Here is a 25,062-nt window from a genome sequence, read left to right as displayed (position 1 = left end):
TGGGAGAGCCTGCGGCCCTGCCCCTGCGCTCGGCAGGGGCAGGACGTGGGAAAAGACACGGCGGGCACGTCCACCCGCGGGGATCAGGACCGGTGCGTGGGATCCTCCGTCGGCGTACCTGGCTCCGGTCCGGGCAGCGGGCCCGGTGGCACAGGGGAGGTCGGGTCAGGAGTCGGGCCTGGGTCCGGGGGAGAGGTGGGGTCCGGAGAGCCTGGGGCAGGAAAAGGGTCTGGCGGCGGGAACGGAGAGGGCTCGTGTTGCGGTGGAATGGTCATGGTGTTCCCCTCGGCTTATGGAACTTCCGGACGGTGGCTTCAGACTACGCCCCGCTCAATCCGCAGTACAAGGGGAGTGCCGTTCCTTTGAATGGCCCCTGAATAGCGCTCTTACAGGTCTCGAAGACCGGCATCGCCAGAGCTCTTCCGCGTGGATGGTGATCTTTTCAGCGGACGTCCACCAGGGTCCTAGGCCCTGCATGTTCTCATTGCGTGAGAGTCAGGTCCGCGGGGCGGGATCTGAGAGCAGCCATTTCATGGCCTCGGTCCGGGAGTTGAAAAAGCGCGTGGGGCAGGGGAGGTTCTGCACCGCAAGGGTCCAGTTCGCGAGTACCCGATCTACAGGGCTGGAACCCAGCAAGGCGATGCGGGAGGCCGCACATGGATTGGAGAAAACGGACCGGGCCTGACGGCTCACGGAATCAGTGGTGGCCATGTCAACCAGCATCGGATACTCCGACCCGTTTCCAACCTTATTAACGGCTGCCATCGCGGCGTGAACGTTTGCCGCTTCGATTCTGACGTTGTTCATCCACGCGAGATGAATAACCTTGCCGGCACGGAGTTCCACCGTGCCTTTGCCACCTTCAACCGCGATCGGTTCCACTACCCTGCCCCCAAATCTGCATCATTGCAACCATCCCGGAATTCAGGAAGAAGTCAATAGACCTCGGCCGGGCAGCCGGGGATGACGGCCACGGTGTTGTCCACGACGCACGCCGTCAGAAAGGCCCGGTACGCCCGGTGGATCGGTGAAGGACAGCGGCTCAGTGGGGTGTAATCGGCGGGCGGCGTTTTGTTGGGGGGGGCCGTCAGTAGGAGTGCCGGCTGCGTGCCTGGCCGATGGCTCCTTGCAAGAACAGAACACGGTTGAGGACGTCCGCGCGTTGTTGGGTCGAGTAGACGGGGACCTGTTCGGTATAGGAGTAGCCGCGTGCCTGGATGTGGACGGCGACAAATCCGCTGATGCGGGTTTCACGGGCCAGCAGGAAAAGCAGGCTCAGCAGAAAGAACCAAATGAAGAGGAAGACCATAACGATGGCCCACGCTGGCGTGTGGGTTGTCGTTGAGGTCTGGTCCGAGGTCGTCACGTTCACATCAGCGAGGGGCCATGTACCAGCCGGCGTGATGACGTGCTGCTCGGTGACGTGCAGGTTGCCGATACTGAGCAAATGCTGCGGCACACCAGGTGAACGGACGGGGTCTAGGGTCATGGATTCTGACTCTAGCAGCGAGGACACCTTTAGCGATGGCGATCGCGGTGCGCCCCGACGAGCGAATGCTCGCCGGGGCGTTCTCTCGTGCGGGTGTCAGTTCTTCTTGAGGTTTACGGTTGTTGTGGTTCCAAGCATGCTGGCCTTGTAGCTGATGGTGCCACCTTCATACTTGAATTCCTTGGTGGCATCACCTGATGCCAGGAGCGCGGATTTAGTCGCCGCAACATCCTTCTGCGAGGTCCAGGTGTACGGTTCGCTGGCGGTGGTCGGGCCGGCAAACGTTCCAACCCAATAGATCGAGGTCGTATTACCACCATCGGTAACCCACTCGATTGTCATTTTGTCGGCGGCGATGGTCGCCTGCTGGTACGACTTCTCACTGTTGGGGTTGCTTTGCTTCCATCCACCGGACAGGTCAGGAATCTTGGGCGCCTCCTGGGCGGCTTTGGAATCGGCGGCACCCGTAATGGTCGTGCCTGCTCCGCCGCACCCCGTCAAAACAAGGACGGCAGCGAGAGCAATGGATGCGATGGATTTTTTCATGAATATTTCCCCCATAGGAAAAAGTGAATGATGCATCGAGAATCATATGCTGGTGCAGGCGCCCGTCCGCCTCGATCGCCGGATTCGCGCTTCCGGGAAGTCGGCAGCTGACCATATAGCCTGTGATCTGCACTGACACTTCTTTGGGGGAATCTTGAAACGCATCCTGACCGCAGCCCTGCTCGCACTTTTTGCCGTGCTCCTGCTGAGCGGATGTGGCAGTGAACCGGCCGCCGCGCCCAGCTCATCCAGTTCTTCCGCGATTGCGACCGCTACACCATCGCCGAACCGGACACCCAGCCCCACCCCCACGTCTACACCGACGCTCACGCCGTCACCAGCAGGTCTGAAGTATTCCCTGTCCTGCACTGCGAACCGTGAGTCCCGGACCACGGTCACCGATTACAAGGCAGCCTGGGCAACCCCGTTCGACCTGTGCACAGTAGGCACAGCCACGGGAACCCAGAGTGCCGCAGAGAAGGCCGCGGGCATTGCCTCCGGGGGAACGTCGCCGGACACAGCCAAGTATCTCTACGCGCTGTGCGCCACCAGCGCCGGGCACTACTTCGAGGGTGAAGTCAGCGCAGCCCAGGCCAAAGAAATTGCGGCAGCACTTACCCTTTGCCCGGATCACCCGAAGCGGGCTGCTTTGGAGGCAAGCGCTGGCGCCGGCGGCGCCCTGGATGCCGACCGCGCTAACGGCAAGCTTGTCTACACGGGCAAATACCTGGTCGGCAAAGACGTTACGCCAGGCACCTGGCAGTCCCAGGGCGACAAAGTAGAGAACTGCTACTGGGAGATCTCAGACGCACAGGGCAACATCCTCGCCAACAACTTCATCAGTGTCGCCCCACAGTTCACTATCGTCATCCCCGCCAGCGCCGCAGGATTTACGGTCGAGGGCTGTGGGTTCCGTTGGATAGGCGGTTAGCCGGGGTGATGAGCGACAACATACGGGGCGAGTGATGAGCGTTTTCCTGCTTATACCCGTGGTCACTCTGGTTCTCTGGCTTGGCCACGCGGGCCTGGCCATCGCCGGCAGCCCTGCTGCCCGCTACACCCGCTGGGTCCTCTTCGGTGGGCTTCCTGTTGTGGCCGCGGTGATGCTTTTGTCCGGCGGAATGGCAGGTTTCATACTCGCCCTTATTACCGCCCTGACTTGGCTTGGGACGATTCTCCTGGAGGTCTTCCTCACAGTTGGGCTGCTGGTTGCGCGGGATGCCCGGGTGAAGAAGGCAATTTGAAGCGCCGGGAAATCTGGGGGACCGCCGTGTTGATTGTCGCTGCCTTATGCGCCTGGGCAGACCATGCCATCAATGAGGCATATTGGGCCGCCGCACGGGAGGGCCTGCTGCTTTACATCGGCATACCCGCGGACTCCATCGCCTCCTGGTTCCGGATTGCGGCGCTCCTGGCTGGTGCCACGGGTCTGTTTCTCCTGGTGCCAGCACTGATTGGCCGCATAGCGCGGAAAATTCCAAGGCGGATCATCGGGTGGACAACTGCGGCAGCGGTTACGGCCGCTGTGCCGTACTTCGGCCTAATGTTCCTCTTCGCGTATTTCGGCGCCTTCGGCATAGGGGACACCGTGAAGATCACAGCCGCGGACGGCCCCTCCGTGCTCATCACCCAGGATGGTTTCGACGGCGACAGCGTCGACATCTACACCGAGCACGACGAGCTCCACTACAAGCGGGTCCGCAGCGCACCGGAAATTTCCGGGTGGCCGCGTGTGAAAGACCAGAATTGCAGGTTGAACACTGCCGGCGGGGCGCTGCGGCTGACCTGCGGGGCGACCACCTTGGTCGTTTGAACGGGTCTACCTGGTCCAAGTGAGTATTTGATGCCTTGAGAGCCACCCAATCTTGCGCTTCAGAGCCACCGATCGTGCGGAAGAGAGCCAGTGGTGGTGTGCTTGGGAGCCACTGGCCCTCGACCTGATCGTTAGGCGCTGGCCAGGGCGGTCTGCTCCCTCATGTTGTAGGTGCCGGTGTCGACCCAGGTGGTGTTGTGGATGATGCGGTCCATGATGGCGTCGGCGTGGACGCCGGCGCCGAGGCGGTGATGCCAGTCCTTCTGCTGATACTGGGTGCAGAACACCGTCGACGTCTCGCCGTAACGGCGCTCCATCAACTCCAGCAACATCGTCCGCATCGATTCCGTCGGCCGATCAAGTAACCACTCGTCTTATGTAGAGCAAACGATTATGCGAAGTGCACCGCTGTCGGGTCCTGTTCATCGGTCTGGGTAGGATCGATCGCTTCGCATAATCGTCTGTCGTCACAGTAGGTCGCGTAGCCATGCAACCAGTTCTGCCCGTTGCTCCTTCCCGTAGGGGCTTTCGGGAATGATGTTCGCTTGGGCGGCGTCGATGGCTCGGCGTTTGGCGTCAGTGCTGGCCCGTGCATAGATCTCCGTGGTTGTCACGCTTTCGTGGCCGAGGAAATCGCGGATGTAGATCAGGTTCACGCCGGCGTCGAGCAGGTGCATGGCTTTCGAGTGGCGCATCACGTGAGGGTGCGCTTTCGATGGAACTGTCTCAGGATGGGTGCTGTGCGCGGCTGCGACGCATTTTTGCAGCACGTAGGCGACTCCCGCCCGACCGAGCGGATTCCCGCTGCTATTCACAAACAGCGGCTCTGTAGGCGCGGCGTGGGAGCGTACTGAGGCGATGTAGCGAGACAGTATCTCGCCGACTTGCGAAGACAATGGGATAACGCGTGCTTTTCTCCCTTTCCCGATGACCCGGGCGGTGTGCGGGCGAGAGAACGTCAGGTCTCCGACCGTCATCCCGCAGATCTCGCTGACTCTGGCACCTGAGTCGTAGAGCACGGACACTATCGCGAGATCTCGCAAAGTGCCTGACGCGGCGGCGACTACGAGTTTCACGGCATCGACGTTCAAGAACTCGACCTCCGCGGGTTTTGGGGCCTTCATCGAGGGAATCTGAAGGAGGCGGCGGCAGATCTCGATGTGCTCGGGCGCCTGGGACTGAACGAACTTTGCGAATGATCTGATGGCAGCGATGCGCGCGTTCGAGGTTGAAGCGGCGCATCCGCGTTCTTCGCGAAGCCAATCGGTGAATCGGCCGATGTGGTCGGGGTCGAGGCTTGCCATGGTGACCTTGTCGGGTGTCATGCCCTCGCAACTGTTCATCCATTTGAGGAGCAGCACGAACGTGTCCCGGTATGAAGCGATGGTGTGAGGGCTGAGCCCTCGCCTTCTCGGCAGGTAGTCGATGAGGAAGGTTTGCAGCAGCGACTGGAACTCTCTCATGATGCACCCTCGAACACACGTTGCGATGTCTGCCGTTGCGCGTCGATGATTCGGAGCAACGTGTCCGTGGTGAATCTTAGGTAGTACTCGGTGCTCTGAATGTCGGCGTGGCCCATGTATGTGGCCAGAAGAGGTAGGGCGACGTAGATATCTGTTCCGTCATCGACCATTTTCTCGAGCGCGTGAACCGCATACGAATGCCTGAGATCGTGCGGGCGAATTGGTCTGCCCTGACGGGTGAGAACACCAGCCTGAGCGAAGATGAGGCTGAGGGCGACGCCCGCATTGCTGCTGCGCGGAAAGTTGCCGCGCGCCGTTGGTATCAGCGGCAGGGCGCCGTCTGCGCCCGCGAGCTCGCATCGTTCCAGATAGCCTGCGACGTACTCCCACAGAGATTCCGACATGGGCAGCAGCCTGGTCCTGTCGCCTTTGGCGTGCGTGATGAGAATCGTGCCCACGCTGACATCCACGTCGGAAAGGGCAAGCGCGCAGACTTCACCGATGCGCATACCGCAGCACCAAAGCAACCGGAGCAGCAACCTCCGCTGCTCGGATTGGGCGCGATCAGCAACGGTGAGGATGCTGGCCATCTCGGACTCTGACACGATCCTCGGCACAAAATCGGTGGTGTCGCGGGCGAGCCCCTCGGGCGGGATCGCCGGCGCGAAACCTTTGCTGGCAAGCCACACACAGAACTGCCGCAAGATGGCGATACGTTTGCACTGGGTTGACGCTGCCTCGTCCGGTTTCCTGGCGGTGAGCTCTTCCATAGCGGCGCGGGAAATGATGTCGAAATCAGTGTGGCGGGCGGCGATGAATCGCGCGATCTCTCGCAGCACGTACTGGTAGCTCACCGGGATGGCATAACCCAGCGAGCGTTTGAAACTCACATACCCGGCGAACTGTTCGCCGTGGGGGCCGGGGAACACGATGATGTCATCCACGAGGCACCTCCAAGCACAAGCAGCGGAGCTTTCCGACGTCGATGGCCATGTACTTGCGCGTGGTGTTCGCGTTCGAATGACCCAGTATTCCTGAGATCACCGGGTAGGGAGTGTCGCCGGAGAGCATGTTCGTAGCCGCGGAGTGACGCAGCGAATGCATCCCATGATGCTTACCGGACGTGTCCACCGAAGCACGGCCGAAGGCAGCGGTTACTACGTTGTGGAAAGAGTTCGAACGACCTTCGAAGCTGTCATGGGGTGCGCGATGGTGCAAGAACACGTGATCGTTAACGCTCAGTGGCCTCTCGTTGCGTAGATAGTCGGCAAGGGCGAGTATCACCTCCTCAGGGAGGGGGAGCCTGACTGGGCGGCCGGTCTTGGATTGTGTGAATCTCACCTCGTGCGCACGCCAATCGATGTCCTCCAGACGCAACGCTCTGATATCGCCTGCGCGCATTCCCAGAACAGCGGCCAGAAGCAGCATCGCCCGATCACGTTTGGGGCACTCTTCTCCTGGGGTAGCGACCATCGCCGCGACCTCGCTGACAGCATAGGCCGACGGCAGCGACGCATATTTGTGGCCGGGAATGACCGGCATCGCGGCCGCGACCGCGGGACTGCATAATTCCTCTTCGGCTGCCCACCTCGTAAACGCGCGGATGGCGTAGAGGATCCCGGCCCGGGTTTGCGCGGTCATCCTGGAACACGCTTCCATGTGGGCCGTGACATCCTCGACGGAGAGATCGTCGAAGTCTTCGATAACCAAACCTGCTATGAACTTTCTGATGATGCTGACCTGGCCAAGTCGTGTCGCGTGAGCGAGGCGGCACTGCTCCAAATGCGAGGCATACGCTCCGAACACCCGCCGAAACCGATCGGGCACATCGTCAGAGGCTGGCCTTGACAGAGCAGGAAGGCACCCATCGTTCTCCACGGAAAGCAGGGCTCGAATATGCCTGAGGACGTTGCGGTTGGCTGGCGAAAGCACATTCTCGTTCAGCCCCATCTGTTCGAGAAACTGGTGTTCCTCATCCGCCCCGAACCACTCGAGGTCACGTTCTGAACACCATCGCCGGGCTTTGCCCCAGGAGACTCTGTAGTGCTGAATCGTGCCGGACTTGTACCCCAGTTCGGCGAGCGTCTGAGCCGCCTGAGTGACGAGCTCCTCAATTGTCTTTCTCATCTCATTCCTCCGAATCTGCCTGAACGTCATACCGAGACAAACAGGCTTTCAGAGGAATCGATTATGCGAAGTAATGCTCTCTACTCGAGCAAGAAACCCGGCCGCACCTGGTCAACTTCGCATAACCATTTGCTCTACATAAGATGAGCTATGCGAAGCTTCGCATAGCTCGTCGATGACGAGCAGGGTGAAGGCAGCGTATTTCCGGAGGAACTTGCCGGCGCCGCCGGGGGTGTCTTGAGCTGCGACCCAGGCCTCTTCGAGGTCGGGCATCCGAACATAATGGGCGCGGATCCGATGTTCGCAGGCGCGTTTCGCGATCTCGCAGCCCAGATACGACTTCCCCGACCCGGTGAACCCCTGGAAGACGACGTTCTGCTGCCGAGTGACGAACAAGCAGGTCCCGAGTTGGGTCAGGAGCTGCCGGTTGAGGCCGCGCTCGTCGAGCAGGTCGATGCGCCGCAGGTCCGCGTTGGGGTAACGAAGCCCCGCCCGTCGGATCAGCCCGTCCACTTTCGAGTGCATGAAGGTGGAGTAGGCGTCGTCGACGACCAGGCGGACCCGTTCCTCGAACGACAAGCTGATGCTGAGGGTGTCGTCTTGGAGGTCGATGGCCTCCACCAGCTCGCCGGCGTTCATCTCGCGGAGCTTGCGTTTGGTCTCCCCATCCAGGACGCTCATCGGGTGCCTCCGGCGTAGTAGGCGCCGCCGCGAACATAACCGCCATCATCCGGCTCGGGCTCGGGGGTGTGCCCGGTTTTGTCCTGTCCGGTGTCGAGGATCGGCCGCAGGTGCGCATAGCGGGGTGAGCGGATCGGGCCCCGCAGCGCCAGCGCGCAGGCCGCTTCGAGGCGTGCCGGGGAGAATCGGCGCGACAGTTTCAGCACCGCCAGCGCCGCGTCGAAGCCGGCCTCATCGATGAACACGGTCTCGAAGATCTTGGCTGTCACTGCCGCCGTCGCAGGTCCGACCCGCGCCGCCCACTCCTCGATCCGGCCCCGGTCCCAGGCCTGGAAGCTGCGCCCCTCGGGCAGGTCCGCCTCGTTCGTCCGATACTGGTTGCTGGCCGTGGCCGGCAGCAGCAAATGGCTGGTCAGTCGCTCGTCACGCCGGTAAACCTCCAGCATCGTCTCCGTCACGCGCAAGTCAACGAGGGCGCCGATATGGCTGAAAGGAACGGAATAGAAGTTCTTCGCCCAAACCACGTGAGCGTTGGCGTTCACCTTGCGTTTATAGACCCACGTGCTGATCTCGAATGGGGCCGCCGGCAGCGCCTGCAACAACGGCTTCTCCTCCGCGGTGAACACACTGAGGCGTGACCCGTCACGTTTCTGGAACGGCTCCCGGTTATAGGCATCGATCTGTTCCCGGATCCGCAGGCGCAGCTGCGCCAGCGACGTAAACTTCTCGTGCCGGAGGCCGGCGATGACCCAGGTCGCGACATGGGAGACCGTGTTCTCGGCACCACTCTTGTCTCGAGGGTGGCGAACTCTGCCCGGGAGGACCGCTGCCGAGTAGTGCGCCGCCATCTCCCGGTAAGCGTCGTTGAGCACGACCTCGCCCTCCTTCGGGTGGGAAATCACCCCGGTCTTCAGATTGTCCGGGACCAGGCGCGGGACGCTGCCACCGAAGAACGCGAACATCGCCGTGTGGGCGCGCAGCCACGACTCCTGCTTCATGTCGAGGCTCGCTTCCACGAACGCATACCGGCTGAACGGCAGGCACGCGACGAACAAATACACCCTCGACAGCTCACCCGTCGTCGGATCCAACAGCTGCATCGTGGGTCCGGACCAGTCGACCTCGATACTGCGGCCGGCCTTGTGCCCGACCCTTGACGTCGCCCCCGAGACGGCGGCGTGTTCGCCATAGAGGCGGCAGAACCGGTCATAGCTCATCGTTGCCTGCGCCGTGGACGCTGCGTCGACATACTCCTGGTGCAACAGCTTCAGCGTCACCCCGACCCGGGCCAACTCAGTGTGAACCCGGGGCCAGTCCGGCTGCGCGAAGACGCTCTCATGAACGCCGCGGCCGGGGAACACGGCCGCATACACCTCGGCTTCCGACAGTTCCGCGACGTCATCCCAGACGACGCCGAGCCGGTCCGCTGCATCGAGCACCGCCTGGACGCTATTGCGCGCGATGCCCTGCGCCGAGGCGATCGACCTGCCTGATAAACCCTGATTTCGTAACTGCAAGACAAGTTTCGCCTTGATCTTCCGTACCATTACCGGTACTCCTCCCACCACGTGGCCATCACGTGGTGGGAGGAGCTTTTCAGGTGGCTCTCAACCACGCCAATCGTGGCTCTGAACGACACGATCCGTGATCTGGGCAGGTGGCTCTGCAGCGCACGACAGGTGGCTCCCTTGGAAGCCAGTATTCAGTCCAAGTTCTCCTGCTCTCCTGCAAGCCCTGCTCCGTATACGGGTGGACTGCCCTGAGGCCACTCGTTAGTCGTCCTTCCCTGGCACAGCAGAAGGCCCCGCCGTCGTTCTGACAGCGGGGCCATCCAGGGCGTTGCGCGCTGGTGACTAACTGGTTGGCTGGTCGTACTGCTGCCCGGCAGGGTCGGGCGGCAGGAGGACAAAGACCAGCAGGATGATTCCACCCACGAACGGAATCATGCTGAGCAGGTAGAGCCAGCCACTCTTGTTGCTGTCGTGCAGGCGACGCACGGTCAGGGCGATAGAGGGAACGATGATCACCAGGAACCAGAGGCCGATCAGGGCTACGCTGATGCCTGCAACTGCCCCAAACCGGGGCACCTGTCCATCGGAGTCCGGCTGCCACTGAAGCGACATGACGAGGCACAGGCCGATGCTGACGATGACAGACACCAGGGTCCACCACCAGTATTCGCTGCGGCTGGCACGCCCCGAGAACGTCGCGTACTTCTTGAAGAACCGCTTGACGGCCACCGCGATCGGTGCACCATAATACGGCGCCCAGAGCGGCGGTTCACCGCCAACTGCGGACGCGTACGGCTGTTGCTGTTGCTGTTGCGGATAGCTCAAAGTTTCCCCCAAAGACCAGAGTGATAAGACCCTGTTCATCGTACGGGAGACAGGGTTACCGGGCACGGGTGCTTCTGTAGTCCAGCCAGAGACTCGCGCTACCAGCGGAGGTCTTGTCCTCCCAACGAGCAACTGCCGAAATGTCAGCCGAGGCATGGAAGTGCGGCAGCGGGCTCTAGAGTCTGCCGGGGAGCAAATCGGTCTAGCGTCTGCGGCCCATGATGCGTTCGATCGCCTCTGCCTCACGTTGCGCCTCCCGTTCCGGGTCGATACGCGCAGCACTTGCGCTGGCTCCCAGTACCTGGCTGTAACTGGTGCGGCTCCGGTACTGCCTGAGTGCGTCCGTCCGCCGTTCCACCGGCGTCGCCTGCTGTCTGGACGTCCGCCGGGCAAGCGCCTCCCGATGGGCCGTGAGTTGTGCCAGTCGGGCCGGTTCCGGCTTGTGCCCAATGAATTCAACAATTCCTGGTGGAGGCACCAGGGATCCTGCGTCCGACAGTCTCCACTCCGACAGCGGGGCGGAGGCGTAGTGGGTGGGAGTCATGAGGTACTGCTCAGCCGTGGGGTGGCGGTAGCTGCCCGAGTACATAGCCACGAGGACACCGAGGGATTCGTACTCCATATCCAGGACGACGCTGGTCAGCGGCAGATCGAGAACCAGATCAGGAACGTCCGGAGACCACAGCCACACGTCACGGATGCCTGCCGTCTGATAGCCGCCGTGGCGGCGGTCCCACTCTTTGCTGTCCATTGGCTTGCGCTGGACCTCGAATGCCAGATGCCGGCCGGAGGTTATGTTGCTCTGACGTCGCTGCGCAGCCGGATGCCGGGGATCCAGACCTCATCTTCGACGGACCAAGGGAGGATGTGGTGCTGGTCTCTGGCCCAGTCCATGATGACGCGCTTGCCGTGCAGGTGCTCAGCGGTCTCGCCGTGGCGGCGCAGGCCGTCGGGGGCCTCGCCGGCCTGATGGCGGAAATGCTTGCACCGCGTTTTGGCGTCGACGAGCTGCACCGGGACTTCACGGCCGTCTTCCTTGCAGTCGATGCAGACGATCTCCTTGGAGCCCTTGTACCCGTAGCGGTCGTAGTAGGAATTGTTTCCCCTTTGCATGGCCGCTGCCACGACAATCTCCCCGTCCGCATTGTTGTAGGCGACGAGAGGCTCTGAGGGTTCCCACTGCCGGGGAAAGAGCCGGCGTATCTCGATCATGGGCACAGTATGCGGGGAAGGGCTGACATTTCGTCGTGGTGCGCAAAGCTCTGTGAGTATGGGCCGCCCACGCCGGCCCAGCTGTTAGTTCCGGTTCGATCGGCCCCTGTGGTCGTCATCTGGTGTCCTCCCAAGACTCTTCGTCCAAACATTCAGCATCCGAGCACAGAATCCGCGATCTGCTGCGCGGCTTGTCCTGGTGTGACGTGGGTGGTGTCGATGACCGCGGCTTCATTGTGCAGCCATGTCCGGGCGGCCTCGGCGTACGGTTCCAGGTAAGCGAAGCGGAACGTCGACGGTCCGAGAACTGAGTCATTTTGTATGCGGTCGCGCAACGTGGCCTGGTCAGCATGGAGCACGAAATGCTGGATCGGTATGCCGTGGGCAGTAAGACCGTCGCTGATTTCCCGCCAGTAGCTCTCGACCAGGACAGTCATCGGCATGACGAGCGTGCCTCCGGTGTACTCAAGCACGCGCCGCGCGGTTTCGACGACGAGCGGCCGCCATGGCTCCCAGTGCTGGAAGTTGTCCGTTGCAGGAAGTCCCGGGCTGATGTCCATGAGCACCTCGCCGATCTTCTCGGCATCTAGGACGCGCGCGTTGGGCAGCATTGGCTGCAAGAGGGCGCTGGTCGTTGTCTTTCCCGCTCCGTGGGTGCCGTTGAGCCAAACGATCATGGAACGAACACTACTTCCATGAAGTGTCATGCAGCCTACAGCTGCGGACGATGCTGTTTTCGGAGAAGAACCCACGGTTACCTTCCGTTGCAGATAAAGTCAGCGCATGGGGATATGGGACAAAGTGAAGGCAGCTTTTGGCGGGCAGGCAGAATCAGTGGTGGTTCCGGAGCCTCATCGGTCAGCAGTCACGCCGGGCCCTGCGCATGCACCGTCCGCCCCGGCGAGACCAGTGCCTGAAGAACCCGCAGCGCGCCCTCAGGAGCCGCCGGCCGTGCGTAACTACCAAGCGGAGAAGGTCAAAGCTGCCGCTGCGGGCCAAAGCGTCAAAAGCTTTCGTGCCGGTTATGCTCCGCCGGCAACTGCGAAGAGCCAGCTGGTGGCCGGTCCTGATGGTTTGCCGCCGCTCAGGTTGGTACCTTCCAACAACGGTCTCGACTTGGCGCTGCCTGACGGGGAGTTGGTTGATTACAAGATCCTGGCCCTGCGGCACTTCCAGATCTTCGCGTTCCGCGTCGTAGGCATGGGCTTCTACGAAGACCCGGAGAAGCCCATCAAGTTCCGGAACGGCCAGCGCGTCCAGGCTGTGCGGGAACCCGACAACGGACACGACGCCAACGCCGTCGCAATCCACGCCGGGCGGCCTGCGAAGAAAATCGGCTACGTGAACAAACAGCGGGCATCGTGGGTCGCAAGATTACTTGATTCCGGTCAGGAGCTTGACGGCATCATCATCCAGAGCAAGGCTTCCTCGCCACGCGTCCTCCTGACTACTCCAGAGATGCTGGCATATCTCCAGCGCGACTGACGTGCGGTCGCGATGAATCAGTACTGGCGCCCCAGAGCGATCCGCGACGGACGACACGCCGAAAGTGTCGCGTTCTTGGATATTTCTAAAGTGAGGATGTAGGTTTCAAGTAGAAAACTACAGGAGGTTGCTTTGAAGAACGCGGTCGACGTCGAATGGTCGTTTCGTCGCTTTAGTGCCCACGGAAAGAGCCTTCCTGAGATCATCCTGACAACTCTCACGGACTGCCACAATGAACATGCCGACGGCCAGGCGCTGATCCGGTCGAAGCATAAACGGTCCTACGGTCAGGTGAGTTACACCGTCCAGGAGAGGCTAGAAGAGGCGCTGGCAGGACTTGAGGGAGTCGAATTTAAGCGTCCTGGCCGCGGCAAGCCTAAGGTGCTCGTAGTAAACGGCACTGCTCTCGTTCCTTGGCGGTACTCCAGGTTGGCGACGGCAGATCTGAACCAACAGAAGTATGGAACTTCGGATTCCCGGATCGGCAACTTCTCAATGCCGGTGGGCCCCTCACAGGGCATGCTTGACCTCGGGGATGGCGCCCGCGCTTCCCTGACGCCCGAGGAAATCGAACTTGTTGACGCTCTGCAGGAGCTGGACGGTTCGGAGTCGCTCAAGCACCACCCGGTAGTAGTCGTTGCCTATGCCAGCAACCATCAGGCCCTGCATCATGCCCTGTGGGCTGACGCTCAGTTGGGCGAGGACGGCACGCTTATCCTGCAGAACACCCAGGAGCTGTTCCATGCGGATTCGGCGGATGCCGCAGCGAAGGCGGAGCCGAAGAGCTTCGATTCCGAGCCCCGCCGTGGCCTCAACCTGATGCCTAAGGAAGCATCCGGATCATGACGAAGCAGCTCACTCTGTTTTCAACCGAAGAACTTCTGTCGACTCAGGCTGTCAGGGATTCCTTTGACCCAGCAAGGTTGACCCAGGCACGGCGGCTGGCAGGGATTACCAAACAGACACTGGGGGACGCGGTCGGAGTTTCGGGAGCGGCCATAGGCCAATATGAGGCCGGCGTGACACCACGTCCTGAAATCGTGGGCCTGCTGGCCAGGGAATTAGGCCAACCCGTCGCCTTCTTTGCGATGGGTCGGCCGATTGGAAAACTGGACGTTTCCCAAGCCCATTTCCGCAGTCTTCGTTCGACGCGCGCGTCGGAGAGGCTCAAGGCCACGTCCTTTGTTGAACAGGTGTGGGAGGTGACTTTCGCGCTGGAAAAGCGGGTTGCCTTCCCGGACGTGAATGTCCCGTTCAATGAAGCGGACAGCAGCATGTCTCCCGTAGAAGCGGCGAGAGCCCTGAGGTCTTACTGGGAATTGCCGGAAGGGCCGATTCCCAACCTGGTGGAACTCATGGAGCTGAACGGCATCGTCGTGTCTGTTCTGACCCTTCGTGGCGACCAGGACGAAACTGCGCGTGTTGATGCCTTCTCGACAGCAGCGCTCAACCGCCCCATCGTCGTGGTGACCCCGGAAAGGGCCCGGTCTGTCTACCGGCACCGGTTCACGTGCGCTCACGAGCTCGGCCACCTCGTCCTCCATCGTGAACTTGCCGTAGGGGACCCTCGCCAGGAACGCGAGGCTGATGCCTTTGCCGCCGAATTCCTGATGCCACGGTCAGAAATAGAGCCGGTTCTCCCCGCAACCATCAACCTTCCAAGGCTCGGGCAGATCAGCCAGACGTGGGGTGTGTCACCGGAGGCTCTGGTGTTTCGCATGCAGGAACTCAAAGGCGCTTCAGACGTTTCTGTCCGGCGTGCGTACCAGAAGCTCAGATCCGGCAACCGGCAGGAGGCCTCCGTGGCAGATTACCCGGGAGAAGTCCCCATGCTGCTGACTGAGGCTATGAAGGTTGCCGACAAGTTTGGGTTTTCTGTGGCCGATCTGGCAAATGAACTCAGATGGGCACCGGAACGGGTTAGGCAAGTGCTGGGCCTCGTGGACGAACGGCCCAAGCTCACCTTGGTTCGCTGACGGGAAGCCCTGCATACGGTGCAGTGCATGGGGTGCAGCAGTTGGGGCGAAGTAGGTGCGCAGTAGCCCCCGCACTGTTGGTCCCGCTGGCGTTTGTCCCGCATCAAAAGCACAGTCCTGCAGATGGCGATCAGATCTGATCCACATCTCGTTTGAATTCGCCCACTGCCCGCAACGAACCGCGTAGGAATGGAACCTTGCTGAATTTACCGACCCAGGGGGTAACTGCATGTCACGTATCGAATGGACGAGATACAACGGGGATGACATCGAATCACTTGTTGCGATGTTCATCAGCGGTGATCATCCGGAGGCAGAACGGATTACCCCATCCAAGGGCGACGGTGGCATCGATGTCCTGGTGAAGACCGATAAGACTCGCGTCTATCAGGTGAAGAAGTTTTCAGGGCCTCTTTCATCCAGTCAGGCGAAGCAGATTAAGAAGTCGGTCGACAGGCTGTGCTCTGACCCTCGCCTCAAGGATCTGCAGGTCGACGAGTGGCATCTGGTCATGCCGTGGGACGCCACCCTGGAAACGAAGAAGTGGGTGACGGACTATGTCACGAAGAAAGGGCTGCCCGAGCCGATCTGGGATGGCCTGACTCAGTGTGACTTCTGGGCCAGCAAGTACCCGCACGTGGTTGATTACTACTTGCGGGGAAATGCCGAGCGTATCCGAGAGATGGCGGTGTCGATCGTCCAGGGATTGCGGCTGAAGGACATCAGGGAAAAAGAGGTACAGAGCAGGGACATTGCTGCCTTGGCGGACGAACTCAAGGAGACGGTGGCCATATTGAACCGTGAGGACCCTTTTTACGCCTACGGAATTCATGTTGAGCCACAGCTAAAAACTCCTGACAGGGACGATGTGTGCGAAGCGTTGACTAACGTCAAACCAGGTGTCGTTCTTTCAACGCTGATCGGGGACAGCCGTGTGGCCCTCCGGGTGGACGTATATGTCAAGAACCGCGTGGCCCTGCAGCTGGACCCGCTGAAGATCAACATGGTTATGACGGCAAAGCTTGGTTCCGAGCAAGCGGCTGCAATCGAAGACTTCAGAAAGTTCGGCAGCCCAATGGAGTTGTCGGCCGGCGTGAGTGGTTCATCCAACTTCCCGGGCGGACTTGGAGGAGAGTTCGCGAATGCCGGGGTCACCGTGCTTCCGGCATCCGATATTTCGGACCGGGACCGGGAACTTCGCCTTCTGCTCTTCGACGAGGACGACCGTCAGGTTGACTCACTGGTTGTCCACCGTGAATACACCACGACCGGTATTCCCAGCGAAGACAAAGGCCCGCGTGGCATGGAGTCGCGCCTGACTGATGCCCACAACGTCCTGGAGATTCTCCTGAGATTCGATGTGGATGAACAGAGTTCCGATATGGCCATAACTGCGCACGCTCCACAGGGAAAACTTGCTGTGGACGTCCTGCCCGCGCTGCGCTTCTTCAAGAAATCGACAGCTCCGAATCGGTTAACAGTTGCTCCCCGCTTCGGCCCCGTACCCGATCAACGTCAGCCCCTGATGCCGAGGGACAAGAACATCTCGGATCTCTGGGTTGACGTCGCTGCGGCGCTCAGCCTCATTCAGGAACATACCGCACACAGACTCCACTTTCCTGAACTCGAAAAAATGGAGGAAAGAGCAATCCGCGAGATTCTGCGTGCAGGCGCCCTGCTCCAATGCCAAACGATCACGGAGCACATGGCACTTATTGGAACGGATCACGACGCCACGCTGCCGGACGAAGTAAGAACGGTTACTTTCCTTCTGCCGTGGACGCTTGAATTGCATGAGGGGACTGTTGACCTGGGTTATCTTGCCTACGCTTTCTCGGGCTCCCTTCACAAGCGGGATCAAGAGTACGACGGTGCCAGATACGACGTATGGAGCGTTGATGATGGCAAGGTTCTTGTCAGATGGTCCTCGGAGGAAGAGCAGAAGGCCCTCCCTGGTCTTCCCGTCCTGGGCAGCGACACCTAGGCTGCCCATCGAGACAAAAGCATCTTGCCCGCTTTAGGGGAATTCCTGCTGCACCTAGTACGTTGCAGTCGCCGACAAACCCATCAACAGAAAAGAGATGCACCTTCGTGGCAACCGATTACGACGAACTCCGCACCGACGTCAAGGAGTCCCAGGAGAACTCGCTGGAGGCCCTGAAGACCGCCAAAGCGCCCGACGCCCGGTCCGTGGTCCAGGAGCTGGACGAGGCTGATACTTCGGACGGCCTGACCCCTGGTGGCGAGTTTATTGCCGAAGAGCTCGTCGTTCAGGTCATCCCGCAGGCTGACGATGAGTTCACCTGCTACTCCTGCTTCCTGGTCCGCCACCGTTCGCAGAAAGCGCGCGAGAAGGACGGCCATGCCTACTGCGTCGAGTGTGTTGGCTGAACCCCACTACTGGCCGGCTGTTCCGGAGCGCATCTGGGACAGCATCCGCGAAGAATTCACCCTGCCGACCGCAACGGACCTGGAGACGCATTTTCAGGCACTGGGTAATCCAGAAGCGATGCGCCGTGCAGTCCGGGTGTTCATCGGGGAGGACACATTCTGCCCGGGCTTCCAGCTCAAAGACGGGCTCTTTCACGAACCGGTGCTGTGGCTGTTTGATCAGGCGATGAACCTGAAGATTCCTCACAACGTGTTCGCCGCCTGGATGGTCAGTCGGCTGCATGGAGACGCCAGCTCCCGTTCCCGTCCCGTGGACATGCTGGGCAGCATGGCGCTGCTCCAGAACTCTCTGGCTGCCTTCTGTGACAGGTACCGGCCGGTCGAAAAGCGCCGGTGATGGCTGGCGGCGGTGACCGCACACCGTCTCGTAGACTGCCTCTGGAGCTTGAAAGCTATGGGGGAGACATGAAGAAGAGCAACATGGTGTTCAACACCAAACGGATGCCGGAGAAGTGGCGGCGTCACTTCAAGATCTACCGGGCCAAGATCAGCATCTATCTGGATACTGCGGACTTCGGCACCCCGCTCATGGTGGACGCTTCCGAGATGATGGAATTCCTGCCTGCGGGCGTAAATCAGGCGTCCTTCGTCGAGAACATTGGCCCAGTCAGACCAGGCGCCGAGGCAGTGTGGATAGAAGCAGAAGTCCCGGAAGGGCTGCCCTCGCGCCCAAATGTGCGGCGGATCGGGGCGATGGTGCACCGCAGCACCACGCGTACCAACTTCAAGGTCCAGCCCTTCACCGGCGCCCCGCATGAGTACTGGATCGAAGCATATCTCCGGGACGCGGACGGGCTCTCGATCCGGCTGGAGCAGGACGTCCGGTTCCGGCTCAATGACCGCGGCTTCCTGACTGGCATGGAATTCATGGTGTATCGGAGCGTGCTTCATCCCGGTGGCCCGTTCGGGGACACCAAGAGCATGTTCACCAGTGGCTTCGATGCCGAGGAGGGTCAGGCCCCGGCTGTTGAGGCGATGAACAGGGTGTTTTTTGCGCTGGCTCTCATGAATTGCCGCAACGTCACTTTGAGGGAGCGTGGCTCCAGCAAGGCGAATGGCCCCGGACCAACTGGGGACGCATTCCACGAGGTCGTGATTGATGGGACCGCCCGGAGTTCGGCAGGAGCGATTAGTGGCGCCGGGGACGGTACTGGCAGACGCCACTTGGCGCGCGGTCACTTCAAGACCTTTACCGAAGATGCGCCGCTGCTCGGTAAGCATGTGGGGACGTATTGGTGGGGCTGGCAGCTTCGTGGCCAGGAGGGCTCCGGCGTCATTGAGAAGACCTACACGCTGAGGGCCGACAGCCGCTGACCCTGCCCCTTCTCCAATTTCAAGCTACGCGCTCCCGCTGGCCGGCGGTATGATTGTTCGAATAGATGTTCACATGTTGATAACCCTGTGGAGAACATAGTTTCGATAATACCCGGGAGGTAGTAGGCCGATGAGCGCTGTCGTTCTCGCCACTCTTGATGTGTGGTCCTCGGACCAGCTCGGGCCCCTCTACTGTTCGGTGGCTGTGCCGGCCGGATTCCCGTCTGCCCAGGATTACTTCACCGGCCGCGTCGACCTGAACAAACACCTCATCAATGACATCACCAGCACGTTCCTGGTCAGGGTGTCCGGGCACTCGATGGACGGCGCTGGCATCTCCGATGGCGACGAGCTGGTCGTGGACAGATCGCTGACACCTGTCGACGGCAACGTCGTCGTCGCGATCATCGAGGGGGAACTGACCATCAAGAGGCTGCGGCTGGAGCACGGACGCGTGAGGCTGGCCGCGGAGAATCCGGCTTACCCTGACGTTGTTGTCCCGGAGCTCGCAGAGCTCAGCATCTGGGGCGTCGTTACCCGATGCCTCCATCGGCTTTAGGCCGGTTCGCGTCTGATGCACGATCTTTCAGGCGGCCGGGTCGAGCGGACGGCCCTCATTGACGTGAACTCGTTCTACGTTTCGTGTGAGCGTGCCTTCGACCCGAAGCTGGAGGGTAAGCCGGTGGTGGTCCTCTCCAACAATGATGGCTGCGTTGTCGCCAGATCCAATGAGGCGAAAGCCCTGGGCATCGAAAACGGCGACCCCTGGTTCAAGCTCAAGGCCGATCCCAGACTCGGGGAGCTCATTGCGAAATCCAGCAATTACGAGCTCTACGGAGATTTGAGTTCCAGGGTCATGGAGCTGATCGGCCGCTACAGCTATCTGGTCGAGGTGTATTCGATCGACGAAGCATTCGCCATGCTGCGGGGCGAGCCACACGAGCTGGAGCGCATCGGGCGGGAGATCAAAACTGCCGTGGCCAAGCACGTCGGCCTGCCGGTCTGTGTCGGTATTGCCCCCACGAAGACCCTGGCGAAGTTCGTGAATCGGGTTGCGAAGCAGAACCCTGCCCTCGGCGGGGTGTGCAGCTACGACACGCTTGCTGTGCCTCATCGGGACCACATCATGGCCCGGGTGCCGGTGACAGGTATCTGGGGGATTGCCGGGCGGCTCGGGAAGAAGCTGAACGCCCTGGGGATCTTCACGATCGCTGATCTCAAGGCGACAGACCCCGTGGTCATGCGGAAGAAGTTCTCGGTGCTGATGCAGCGCACGATCATGGAGCTCAACGAGATCCCCTGCATCCCGCTGGAAACCGAGATCGCCAGTAAGAAGCAGCTCATCTTTTCGAGGTCATTCTCGAAGCCGGTAACCTCGGCGGCCAGGATGCACGAGGTGATGGCGATCTACGCCCAGCAGGCTGCCATCCGGCTGGCGAAGGACCACCAGCAGACCAAGCTGATGTCCTGCTTCGCCGGCACGTCCCACTTCAACGAACGGTTCTCCTCGTTCCCGTCTGCGACCGTGAAACTGCCGGCGCCGACGGCAGATCCGGTAGTCCTGACCAAGGCTGCGACCTCAGCCCTGGAGCAGTGGATCGTGGACGGTGTGCCGTATGCCAGGGCCGGAGTGTTGCTGATGGATCTGTCGCCGGCCGGAGCTGCGCCGCAGCTACCCATGTTTGCCACCGCGCACGAGGAAAAACACATCGGGTCTCTGCTGGGGGACATCATGGACAGGTTCGGAACCGGCTCTATTGGCCTGGGCCGTGCCGGGATGGTCGAGGCGCCCGACTGGGGCATGAAGCGCGAGGCCCTGTCTCCGCGCTACACCACGGAATGGGACGAGCTGCTGGTCGTCAAGGCGGCCTGAGAGCAGCAGCCCACGGCCATGTTGCCCACAGGCCACCATTCTGAGTTGTAGCGTTCTAGCCATGGTCTATTCGCTGGATACAACCGAATCCGAAGAGGAAGTACAAGCTGGATTATGGCTGATCCGGAATGCTGGTCAACGCGTCGAAGTCCTGCTGGGCGAACCGGGCCTGCGCGATCCTGAAAAAGGCAGCCGGCTTGCTGCTGTGGATGCGCTTACGCCATATCAGCCCATGTCCAACCAGCTGTCCATCTTCGACATGGTTGCCGTCGACAACCTGCGCGCAGCGGTGAAGTACATCGAGAAGGCAAACGATGTGCCCATGATCGCCTTATATTCGATGATTCGGTCGGCAGTGGAAGCAACGTCTTATGGCCTCTGGCTGTTGCACGCAGGGAAGGTCAGCAAACAAGCCTTCCTGTCCCTGCGGATCTCCTATGAGAACAATGAAGATCTCGCCAGCCTGGGCAAGGTCTTTGCACCTGAACAGGGATCTGGAGACAACGTCCGGAAACGACTCCGCGAGCTTCAACAAGCCATTCCCGCTTACAGGAACCACGATATTTCAGCCCGCCCAACTACAACAGACGTGATTTTGAATGCTGACAAGGCAGTGCCCAAGAGGGATGGCTTCTCAGGGCTCCAGGTGTGGAAATCTTGCAGCGGCCTCGCCCACGCCAACAGCGCGGTTATCCCTCACATCCTGGAACGAAAGTTTGCCGGCGACGTGGAAAACGGCAAGATGTTCCGCCTCACCTCTCGGATGACTATGCTGGGCGCCTTCCTGATCGCGGGCGTCGAGAACGTCGAGACGTTGAGGACCTTGCACCAGGAGGCGACGGCGGCGCCTTCCTGGTTCAAGAAAGCCTAAGACGCCCGGCGGGTGCAAGGCGTCGCCAGTCGAAAAGTCCGAGGGGGGTCTCATCTCCACCGGCTCTGCACCTTTTTGGTGATCTCTGGCAGCCGGTAATCAACGACATCGCTGCTGCCGTATTCGAGCGGGACTTCGGCGGGACAGTCAGCCGGCACCAGGGACACGGACTGGGAATCCACGGTGAAATCAGCGCACGAGCGGGCTGAGTATCTGCCGGCGCCTTCCGCTTCTGTCTTCTGGATGTTGCTGCTGAAGGACACAGGAACGTGGAGGGCCCCGTCGTCCCAGCGGAATGCTCCGAATCCGCGGCGCGTCAATTCGGGCAGAGTTTGCAGCGAAATCTCGAAGGCTTTGTGGTCGCTTAGTCCTCCACGATGGGCGAGGTCCGCGGCGGCCACTGCCAGTTCGTCGGCGTCGTGCCTGATCTGGCTGTGAACCCGTGACTCCGGGTTGCGGCAGCCGGTGAGCAGGATTACACAGCACAGAAGTATGGCCACGGGCCAGCTTGCACGTCTCATTCATCCCCCAATAGACGGTTCCAGCCTCTCACGCCCTCGGGCGTCCAAGGCTGCCACGTTCACGGCCAACGATACAACGAACGATCCAGCGGGTTTTATGCTCATATCCGTGATTTTTTGGTAGCTTGAGCACATGACACTTGTAATCCTTGAGAGCCCGTACGCCGGTCCAACTCCTGAAGCCATCGCCAGCAACGAAGAGTATGCCCGGCGGGCGGTGAAGGACGCGCTGCAAAGAGGCGAGGCGCCTTTGGCCTCACACCTGCTCTATACGCAGCCAGGGATTCTCGATGACACGGTTCCCGAGGAACGAAAGACCGGCATCGACGCCGGCCACGCCTGGCTCGGCTCCGCTGACCAGATGGTCGTTTACGCAGACCTGGGCATCTCCCCGGGGATGCACATCGGCATCGAGCGGGCGAAAAAGCTCTCCGTGCCGGTCTCGTACAGGTACCTGGACGGGCCGGGGCAGTAGCTCAGGGACACTCTGCCTGAATCGGCACATAAACGAAGGGCTTCACGCTGGTACGCCAGCGGGAAGCCCTTTTATGTTGGCTGTGTGCATTTACTCCGTTTCTGTTGGTAGATGAGTCGATCTGTGGTTACACTGAGTCAAGAACTTAGCGAGACTGCACCACCCCCCTCGACACAGAAAGCGCTGGTAAACCATGACAATCGGATTGCTTACGGAAAAGCCAAGTGCGGCCCGCCACTTCGCCGCTGCACTGGGCGGAATGACAGGCACCTACAAGGGGGAGGACTACGTAATCGCGGCCGCCCGCGGCCACCTCTACGAGTTTGCTGATCCCGCCGCCATGGTGGCGCCGGGCCTGGCGGAGCAGTACAAGTCCTGGGAGCTGGAGCACCTGCCCTGGGACCTCAATGACCTGGACTGGAAGCGTGTGATGAAGCCAGGGGCGCAGGCAACGCTGAAGGAGATCAAGACCGCGCTCAGCGGTTGCAGTGAGATCGTCATCGCCACGGACGTGGACCCGTCCGGCGAAGGTACAGCCATCGCGATCAACATCCTCGATGAGCTGAAACTGACGGGCAAGAAGCTCAGCCGGATGTTTTTCACCGATGAAGCTCCTGCCTCGCTTCAGAAGTCCTTCTCGGCCCGCGTGGCAGTTCCGTCGGCACTGAATGACGGCGATTACCTGATGGCGGACTTCCGGGCGAAGTTCGACCTGGCCAGCGTCCAGTTCACCCGCATCGCCACCAAGAGCGCCGGCCAGCGGGCGGTGCTGCGGCAGGGCCGGCTCAAGTCCGCCATGGTGCAGCTGGTCGGCGACCAGCTCAAGGCGTACAACGGCTACCAGAAGGTGCCGTTTTATGAGAACCGGTTCAAGGACGAAAACGGTGTCCTCTACTCCAACGCCGACGAGCCCAGCTTCGCTGACAAGAACGATGTCCCGAACAAGTACGCCACGTCCCCGGTAGTGCTCGATGGCCGGGCCGACAAGCGCCAGGCGCCGCCCCGGCTTCTGGATCTGGCGGGACTGTCCTCGCTGCTCTCCACCAAGGGTGTGAAGGCGGCTCTCGTGCTCTCCACGTACCAAAAAATGTACGAGGATCAGGTCGTCAGCTACCCCAGAACCGAAGACAAGACCATCACCACGGAGCAGTTCAACGAACTGCTGCCGCACATCGACAAGATCGCCGACGTGGTTGGCGCGGACGCCAAGCTGCTCACCCAGCGCACGCCGCGCAAGACCCATGTGAAGGATTCCGGGGCCCACGGTGCCAACCGGCCCGGTCCCAAGGTTCCTGCATCCCTGGATGCGCTCAAGACCAAGTACGGCGTCATCGCTCCTCTGATCTACGAGACACTGGCGCGCAACTACCTGGCGATGCTCGCCGAGGACTACCTCTACGAGCGTCAGGAAGGGCACCTGGAGAAGTACCCGGAGTTCAAGGGAGCGGCGAATGTGCCGAAGTCCCTGGGCTACAAGGCGGTGTTTGATGATGCCGACGCTGATGACAAGGACGAGGACGAGAGCGCCACGGGCCTGGGCACCAGCGCTGATCCGTTCGTGCACGAGGGCTTCCCGAAGCGGCCAGCCCATCCGTCGATGAAGTGGCTCATGAAGCAGCTGGAGAAGCGCGACGTGGGCACCGGTGCCACCAGGACCAGCACCTACGCCGATGTCACCAATGACAAGGCGAAGTTCCCGCTGCTGAACGAGAAGCGCGGCAAGATCACGATGAGCGAATTCGGCGACATGGGCTACCTGCTGCTTCCGGGGACGCACATCGGTGACTTGAGCGTCACCGAATACGTCCAGGCCGAGATGAAGGCCGTTGCCGCCGGCAAGAAGAGTGCCGACGAGGCACTGAAGATCGTGGCGCAGTGGGTCGCCAGCGACATCGCGACGATGCAGACCAACGCCGTCTCGATGAAGAAGGAGCTCGGTGTGACCGAGGTCAAGACCAAGGAAAAGTTCGAGGGCACCTGGGCCAAGAGTGGCGAGCACGTCAGTTTCAACCGCGAGTGGGGCGCCAACGAGCACTGGAAGGGTCACCGTTTCACCGACGACGAGTGCACCAAGCTGCTCAGCGGTGCCGCGGTCTCCTTCGACGCTGTCTCGAAGAAGAAGAAGGCGTACACGGCGGTCGGCACCCTGGAGGAGGGCGTGTTCAACGACAAGAAGTTCTTCGGTTTCAAGCTGGACTTCGACAAGCAGGATCCGACGGCGTCCCCGGTTCCCAAGGTGCTGTGCGGCCACACGTTCACCGCCGACGAGCGTAAGCGCCTGGAGGCAGGGGAGAAGGTCTTCGTTGACGGCCTGAAGTCCTCGAAGGGCAACACCTTCGGAACGACCCTGTACGTGGGTGTGAAGGACGGCGAAAAGCGCGAGAGCCTGATCTTCGACTTCGGCAAGTAGCCCGTGGGGCAGGGGCTGG

Annotated in this window: 27 protein-coding genes and 2 pseudogenes; 15 read left to right on the top strand and 14 right to left on the bottom strand. The window is 61.0% G+C overall.

Going from position 1 to position 25,062, the window contains the following annotated elements:
* Positions 1-495: 495 nt before the first annotated feature.
* The 3 genes from ACVWY0_RS05785 to ACVWY0_RS05775 form a co-directional block, all read right to left on the bottom strand.
* Positions 496-882: a DUF7793 family protein gene (locus tag ACVWY0_RS05785; protein WP_354249759.1), complete on the bottom strand. Its 387-nt coding sequence runs from the start codon at positions 880-882 to the stop codon at positions 496-498.
* 205 nt (positions 883-1,087) lie between these two features.
* Positions 1,088-1,489: a hypothetical protein gene (locus ACVWY0_RS05780; protein WP_485835836.1), complete on the bottom strand. Its 402-nt coding sequence runs from the start codon at positions 1,487-1,489 to the stop codon at positions 1,088-1,090.
* 96 nt (positions 1,490-1,585) lie between these two features.
* Positions 1,586-2,035 carry a hypothetical protein gene (locus ACVWY0_RS05775; RefSeq protein ID WP_354249761.1) on the bottom strand — a complete coding sequence of 150 codons (450 nt, stop codon included), beginning with the start codon at positions 2,033-2,035 and terminating at the stop codon, positions 1,586-1,588.
* A gap of 154 nt (positions 2,036-2,189) precedes the next feature.
* Here ACVWY0_RS05775 and ACVWY0_RS05770 point away from each other — a divergent pair, with 154 nt between their 5' ends.
* The 3 genes from ACVWY0_RS05770 to ACVWY0_RS05760 are packed head-to-tail and all read left to right on the top strand — an operon-like array spanning position 2,190 to position 3,848.
* Positions 2,190-2,966, top strand: a complete 777-nt coding sequence (locus tag ACVWY0_RS05770) for an Rv1352/Rv1906c domain-containing protein (protein ID WP_354249762.1) — start codon at positions 2,190-2,192, stop codon at positions 2,964-2,966.
* Between the two features lie 34 nt (positions 2,967-3,000).
* Positions 3,001-3,279: a hypothetical protein gene (locus tag ACVWY0_RS05765; RefSeq protein ID WP_485835835.1), complete on the top strand. Its 279-nt coding sequence runs from the start codon at positions 3,001-3,003 to the stop codon at positions 3,277-3,279.
* On the top strand, positions 3,276-3,848 hold the full coding sequence (locus tag ACVWY0_RS05760) for a hypothetical protein (RefSeq protein ID WP_354249764.1): 573 nt from the start codon (positions 3,276-3,278) through the stop codon (positions 3,846-3,848). The genes ACVWY0_RS05765 and ACVWY0_RS05760 overlap by 4 nt, the downstream gene beginning before the upstream one ends.
* Before the next feature lie 131 nt (positions 3,849-3,979).
* Here ACVWY0_RS05760 and ACVWY0_RS05755 read toward each other — a convergent pair.
* The 10 genes and pseudogenes from ACVWY0_RS05755 to ACVWY0_RS05710 all read right to left on the bottom strand — a co-directional run.
* Positions 3,980-4,222: pseudogene (locus ACVWY0_RS05755) on the bottom strand (ATP-binding protein); the annotation flags it as partial.
* 93 nt (positions 4,223-4,315) lie between these two features.
* A complete protein-coding gene (locus ACVWY0_RS05750; RefSeq protein ID WP_485835834.1) occupies positions 4,316-5,311 on the bottom strand; it encodes a tyrosine-type recombinase/integrase in 996 nt (331 codons plus the stop codon).
* Positions 5,308-6,255 carry a tyrosine-type recombinase/integrase gene (locus ACVWY0_RS05745; RefSeq protein ID WP_485835833.1) on the bottom strand — a complete coding sequence of 316 codons (948 nt, stop codon included), beginning with the start codon at positions 6,253-6,255 and terminating at the stop codon, positions 5,308-5,310. The genes ACVWY0_RS05750 and ACVWY0_RS05745 overlap by 4 nt, the downstream gene beginning before the upstream one ends.
* Positions 6,248-7,438 (bottom strand): site-specific integrase, encoded by a 1,191-nt coding sequence (locus ACVWY0_RS05740; RefSeq protein WP_485835832.1) that lies wholly within the window; start codon positions 7,436-7,438, stop codon positions 6,248-6,250. The genes ACVWY0_RS05745 and ACVWY0_RS05740 overlap by 8 nt, the downstream gene beginning before the upstream one ends.
* Positions 7,439-7,606: 168 nt before the next feature.
* Positions 7,607-8,119, bottom strand: a pseudogene (locus ACVWY0_RS05735) (ATP-binding protein); the annotation flags it as partial.
* Positions 8,116-9,666, bottom strand: coding sequence for an IS21 family transposase (gene istA, locus ACVWY0_RS05730; protein WP_485835831.1), 1,551 nt, complete (start codon positions 9,664-9,666; stop codon positions 8,116-8,118). The pseudogene ACVWY0_RS05735 and the gene istA, both read right to left, overlap by 4 nt.
* Positions 9,667-9,972: 306 nt before the next feature.
* The gene (locus ACVWY0_RS05725) at positions 9,973-10,455 is read right to left on the bottom strand and encodes a DUF805 domain-containing protein (RefSeq protein WP_485835830.1); all 483 of its coding nucleotides are present in this window, start codon (positions 10,453-10,455) and stop codon (positions 9,973-9,975) included.
* A 202-nt stretch (positions 10,456-10,657) separates the two neighbouring features.
* Positions 10,658-11,206 carry a hypothetical protein gene (locus ACVWY0_RS05720; protein WP_485835829.1) on the bottom strand — a complete coding sequence of 183 codons (549 nt, stop codon included), beginning with the start codon at positions 11,204-11,206 and terminating at the stop codon, positions 10,658-10,660.
* 41 nt (positions 11,207-11,247) lie between these two features.
* Positions 11,248-11,667 carry a hypothetical protein gene (locus ACVWY0_RS05715; RefSeq protein ID WP_485835828.1) on the bottom strand — a complete coding sequence of 140 codons (420 nt, stop codon included), beginning with the start codon at positions 11,665-11,667 and terminating at the stop codon, positions 11,248-11,250.
* A gap of 152 nt (positions 11,668-11,819) precedes the next feature.
* Positions 11,820-12,344, bottom strand: a complete 525-nt coding sequence (locus ACVWY0_RS05710) for an AAA family ATPase (protein ID WP_485835827.1) — start codon at positions 12,342-12,344, stop codon at positions 11,820-11,822.
* Between the two features lie 274 nt (positions 12,345-12,618).
* On the opposite strand from ACVWY0_RS05710, the gene ACVWY0_RS05705 reads away from it, so the two are divergent.
* The 10 genes from ACVWY0_RS05705 to ACVWY0_RS05660 all read left to right on the top strand — a co-directional run bounded on the left by ACVWY0_RS05705 (position 12,619) and on the right by ACVWY0_RS05660 (position 21,637).
* Complete coding sequence (locus tag ACVWY0_RS05705; protein ID WP_485835826.1) at positions 12,619-13,152, top strand: HIRAN domain-containing protein; 534 nt, start codon at positions 12,619-12,621, stop codon at positions 13,150-13,152.
* Between the two features lie 132 nt (positions 13,153-13,284).
* Complete coding sequence (locus ACVWY0_RS05700) at positions 13,285-13,998, top strand: hypothetical protein (RefSeq protein WP_485835825.1); 714 nt, start codon at positions 13,285-13,287, stop codon at positions 13,996-13,998.
* Positions 13,995-15,128 (top strand): ImmA/IrrE family metallo-endopeptidase, encoded by a 1,134-nt coding sequence (locus tag ACVWY0_RS05695; RefSeq protein WP_485835824.1) that lies wholly within the window; start codon positions 13,995-13,997, stop codon positions 15,126-15,128. The genes ACVWY0_RS05700 and ACVWY0_RS05695 overlap by 4 nt, the downstream gene beginning before the upstream one ends.
* A 229-nt stretch (positions 15,129-15,357) precedes the next feature.
* A complete protein-coding gene (locus ACVWY0_RS05690; RefSeq protein ID WP_485835823.1) occupies positions 15,358-17,112 on the top strand; it encodes a hypothetical protein in 1,755 nt (584 codons plus the stop codon).
* Positions 17,113-17,219: 107 nt separating this feature from the next.
* Positions 17,220-17,519 (top strand): DUF4193 domain-containing protein, encoded by a 300-nt coding sequence (locus ACVWY0_RS05685; RefSeq protein WP_485835822.1) that lies wholly within the window; start codon positions 17,220-17,222, stop codon positions 17,517-17,519.
* A complete protein-coding gene (locus ACVWY0_RS05680) occupies positions 17,491-17,916 on the top strand; it encodes a hypothetical protein (protein ID WP_485835821.1) in 426 nt (141 codons plus the stop codon). The genes ACVWY0_RS05685 and ACVWY0_RS05680 overlap by 29 nt, the downstream gene beginning before the upstream one ends.
* A 68-nt stretch (positions 17,917-17,984) precedes the next feature.
* Positions 17,985-18,893, top strand: a complete 909-nt coding sequence (locus tag ACVWY0_RS05675) for a hypothetical protein (RefSeq protein WP_485835820.1) — start codon at positions 17,985-17,987, stop codon at positions 18,891-18,893.
* 130 nt (positions 18,894-19,023) lie between these two features.
* The gene (locus ACVWY0_RS05670) at positions 19,024-19,452 is read left to right on the top strand and encodes a LexA family protein (protein WP_485835819.1); all 429 of its coding nucleotides are present in this window, start codon (positions 19,024-19,026) and stop codon (positions 19,450-19,452) included.
* 15 nt (positions 19,453-19,467) lie between these two features.
* Positions 19,468-20,766, top strand: coding sequence for a Y-family DNA polymerase (locus ACVWY0_RS05665; protein ID WP_485835818.1), 1,299 nt, complete (start codon positions 19,468-19,470; stop codon positions 20,764-20,766).
* Positions 20,767-20,827: 61 nt separating this feature from the next.
* Entirely contained in the window at positions 20,828-21,637 is an 810-nt protein-coding gene (locus tag ACVWY0_RS05660) for a hypothetical protein (protein ID WP_485835817.1), read from the top strand.
* A 50-nt stretch (positions 21,638-21,687) separates the two neighbouring features.
* On the opposite strand, the gene ACVWY0_RS05655 is transcribed toward ACVWY0_RS05660, so the two are convergent.
* Positions 21,688-22,158: a hypothetical protein gene (locus ACVWY0_RS05655; RefSeq protein WP_485835816.1), complete on the bottom strand. Its 471-nt coding sequence runs from the start codon at positions 22,156-22,158 to the stop codon at positions 21,688-21,690.
* Positions 22,159-22,291: 133 nt separating this feature from the next.
* Between ACVWY0_RS05655 and ACVWY0_RS05650 the strand changes: the two genes are divergently transcribed.
* Both ACVWY0_RS05650 and ACVWY0_RS05645 read left to right on the top strand, forming a co-directional pair.
* A complete protein-coding gene (locus ACVWY0_RS05650) occupies positions 22,292-22,633 on the top strand; it encodes a DUF7768 domain-containing protein (RefSeq protein WP_485835815.1) in 342 nt (113 codons plus the stop codon).
* 193 nt (positions 22,634-22,826) lie between these two features.
* Positions 22,827-25,043 carry a DNA topoisomerase gene (locus ACVWY0_RS05645; protein ID WP_485835814.1) on the top strand — a complete coding sequence of 739 codons (2,217 nt, stop codon included), beginning with the start codon at positions 22,827-22,829 and terminating at the stop codon, positions 25,041-25,043.
* Positions 25,044-25,062: the final 19 nt, after the last annotated feature.

Source organism: Arthrobacter sp. UYNi723 (assembly GCF_054057635.1).
Note: the sequence above shows the minus strand (reverse complement) of the source record. Positions and strands in the feature narration are given on the sequence as shown.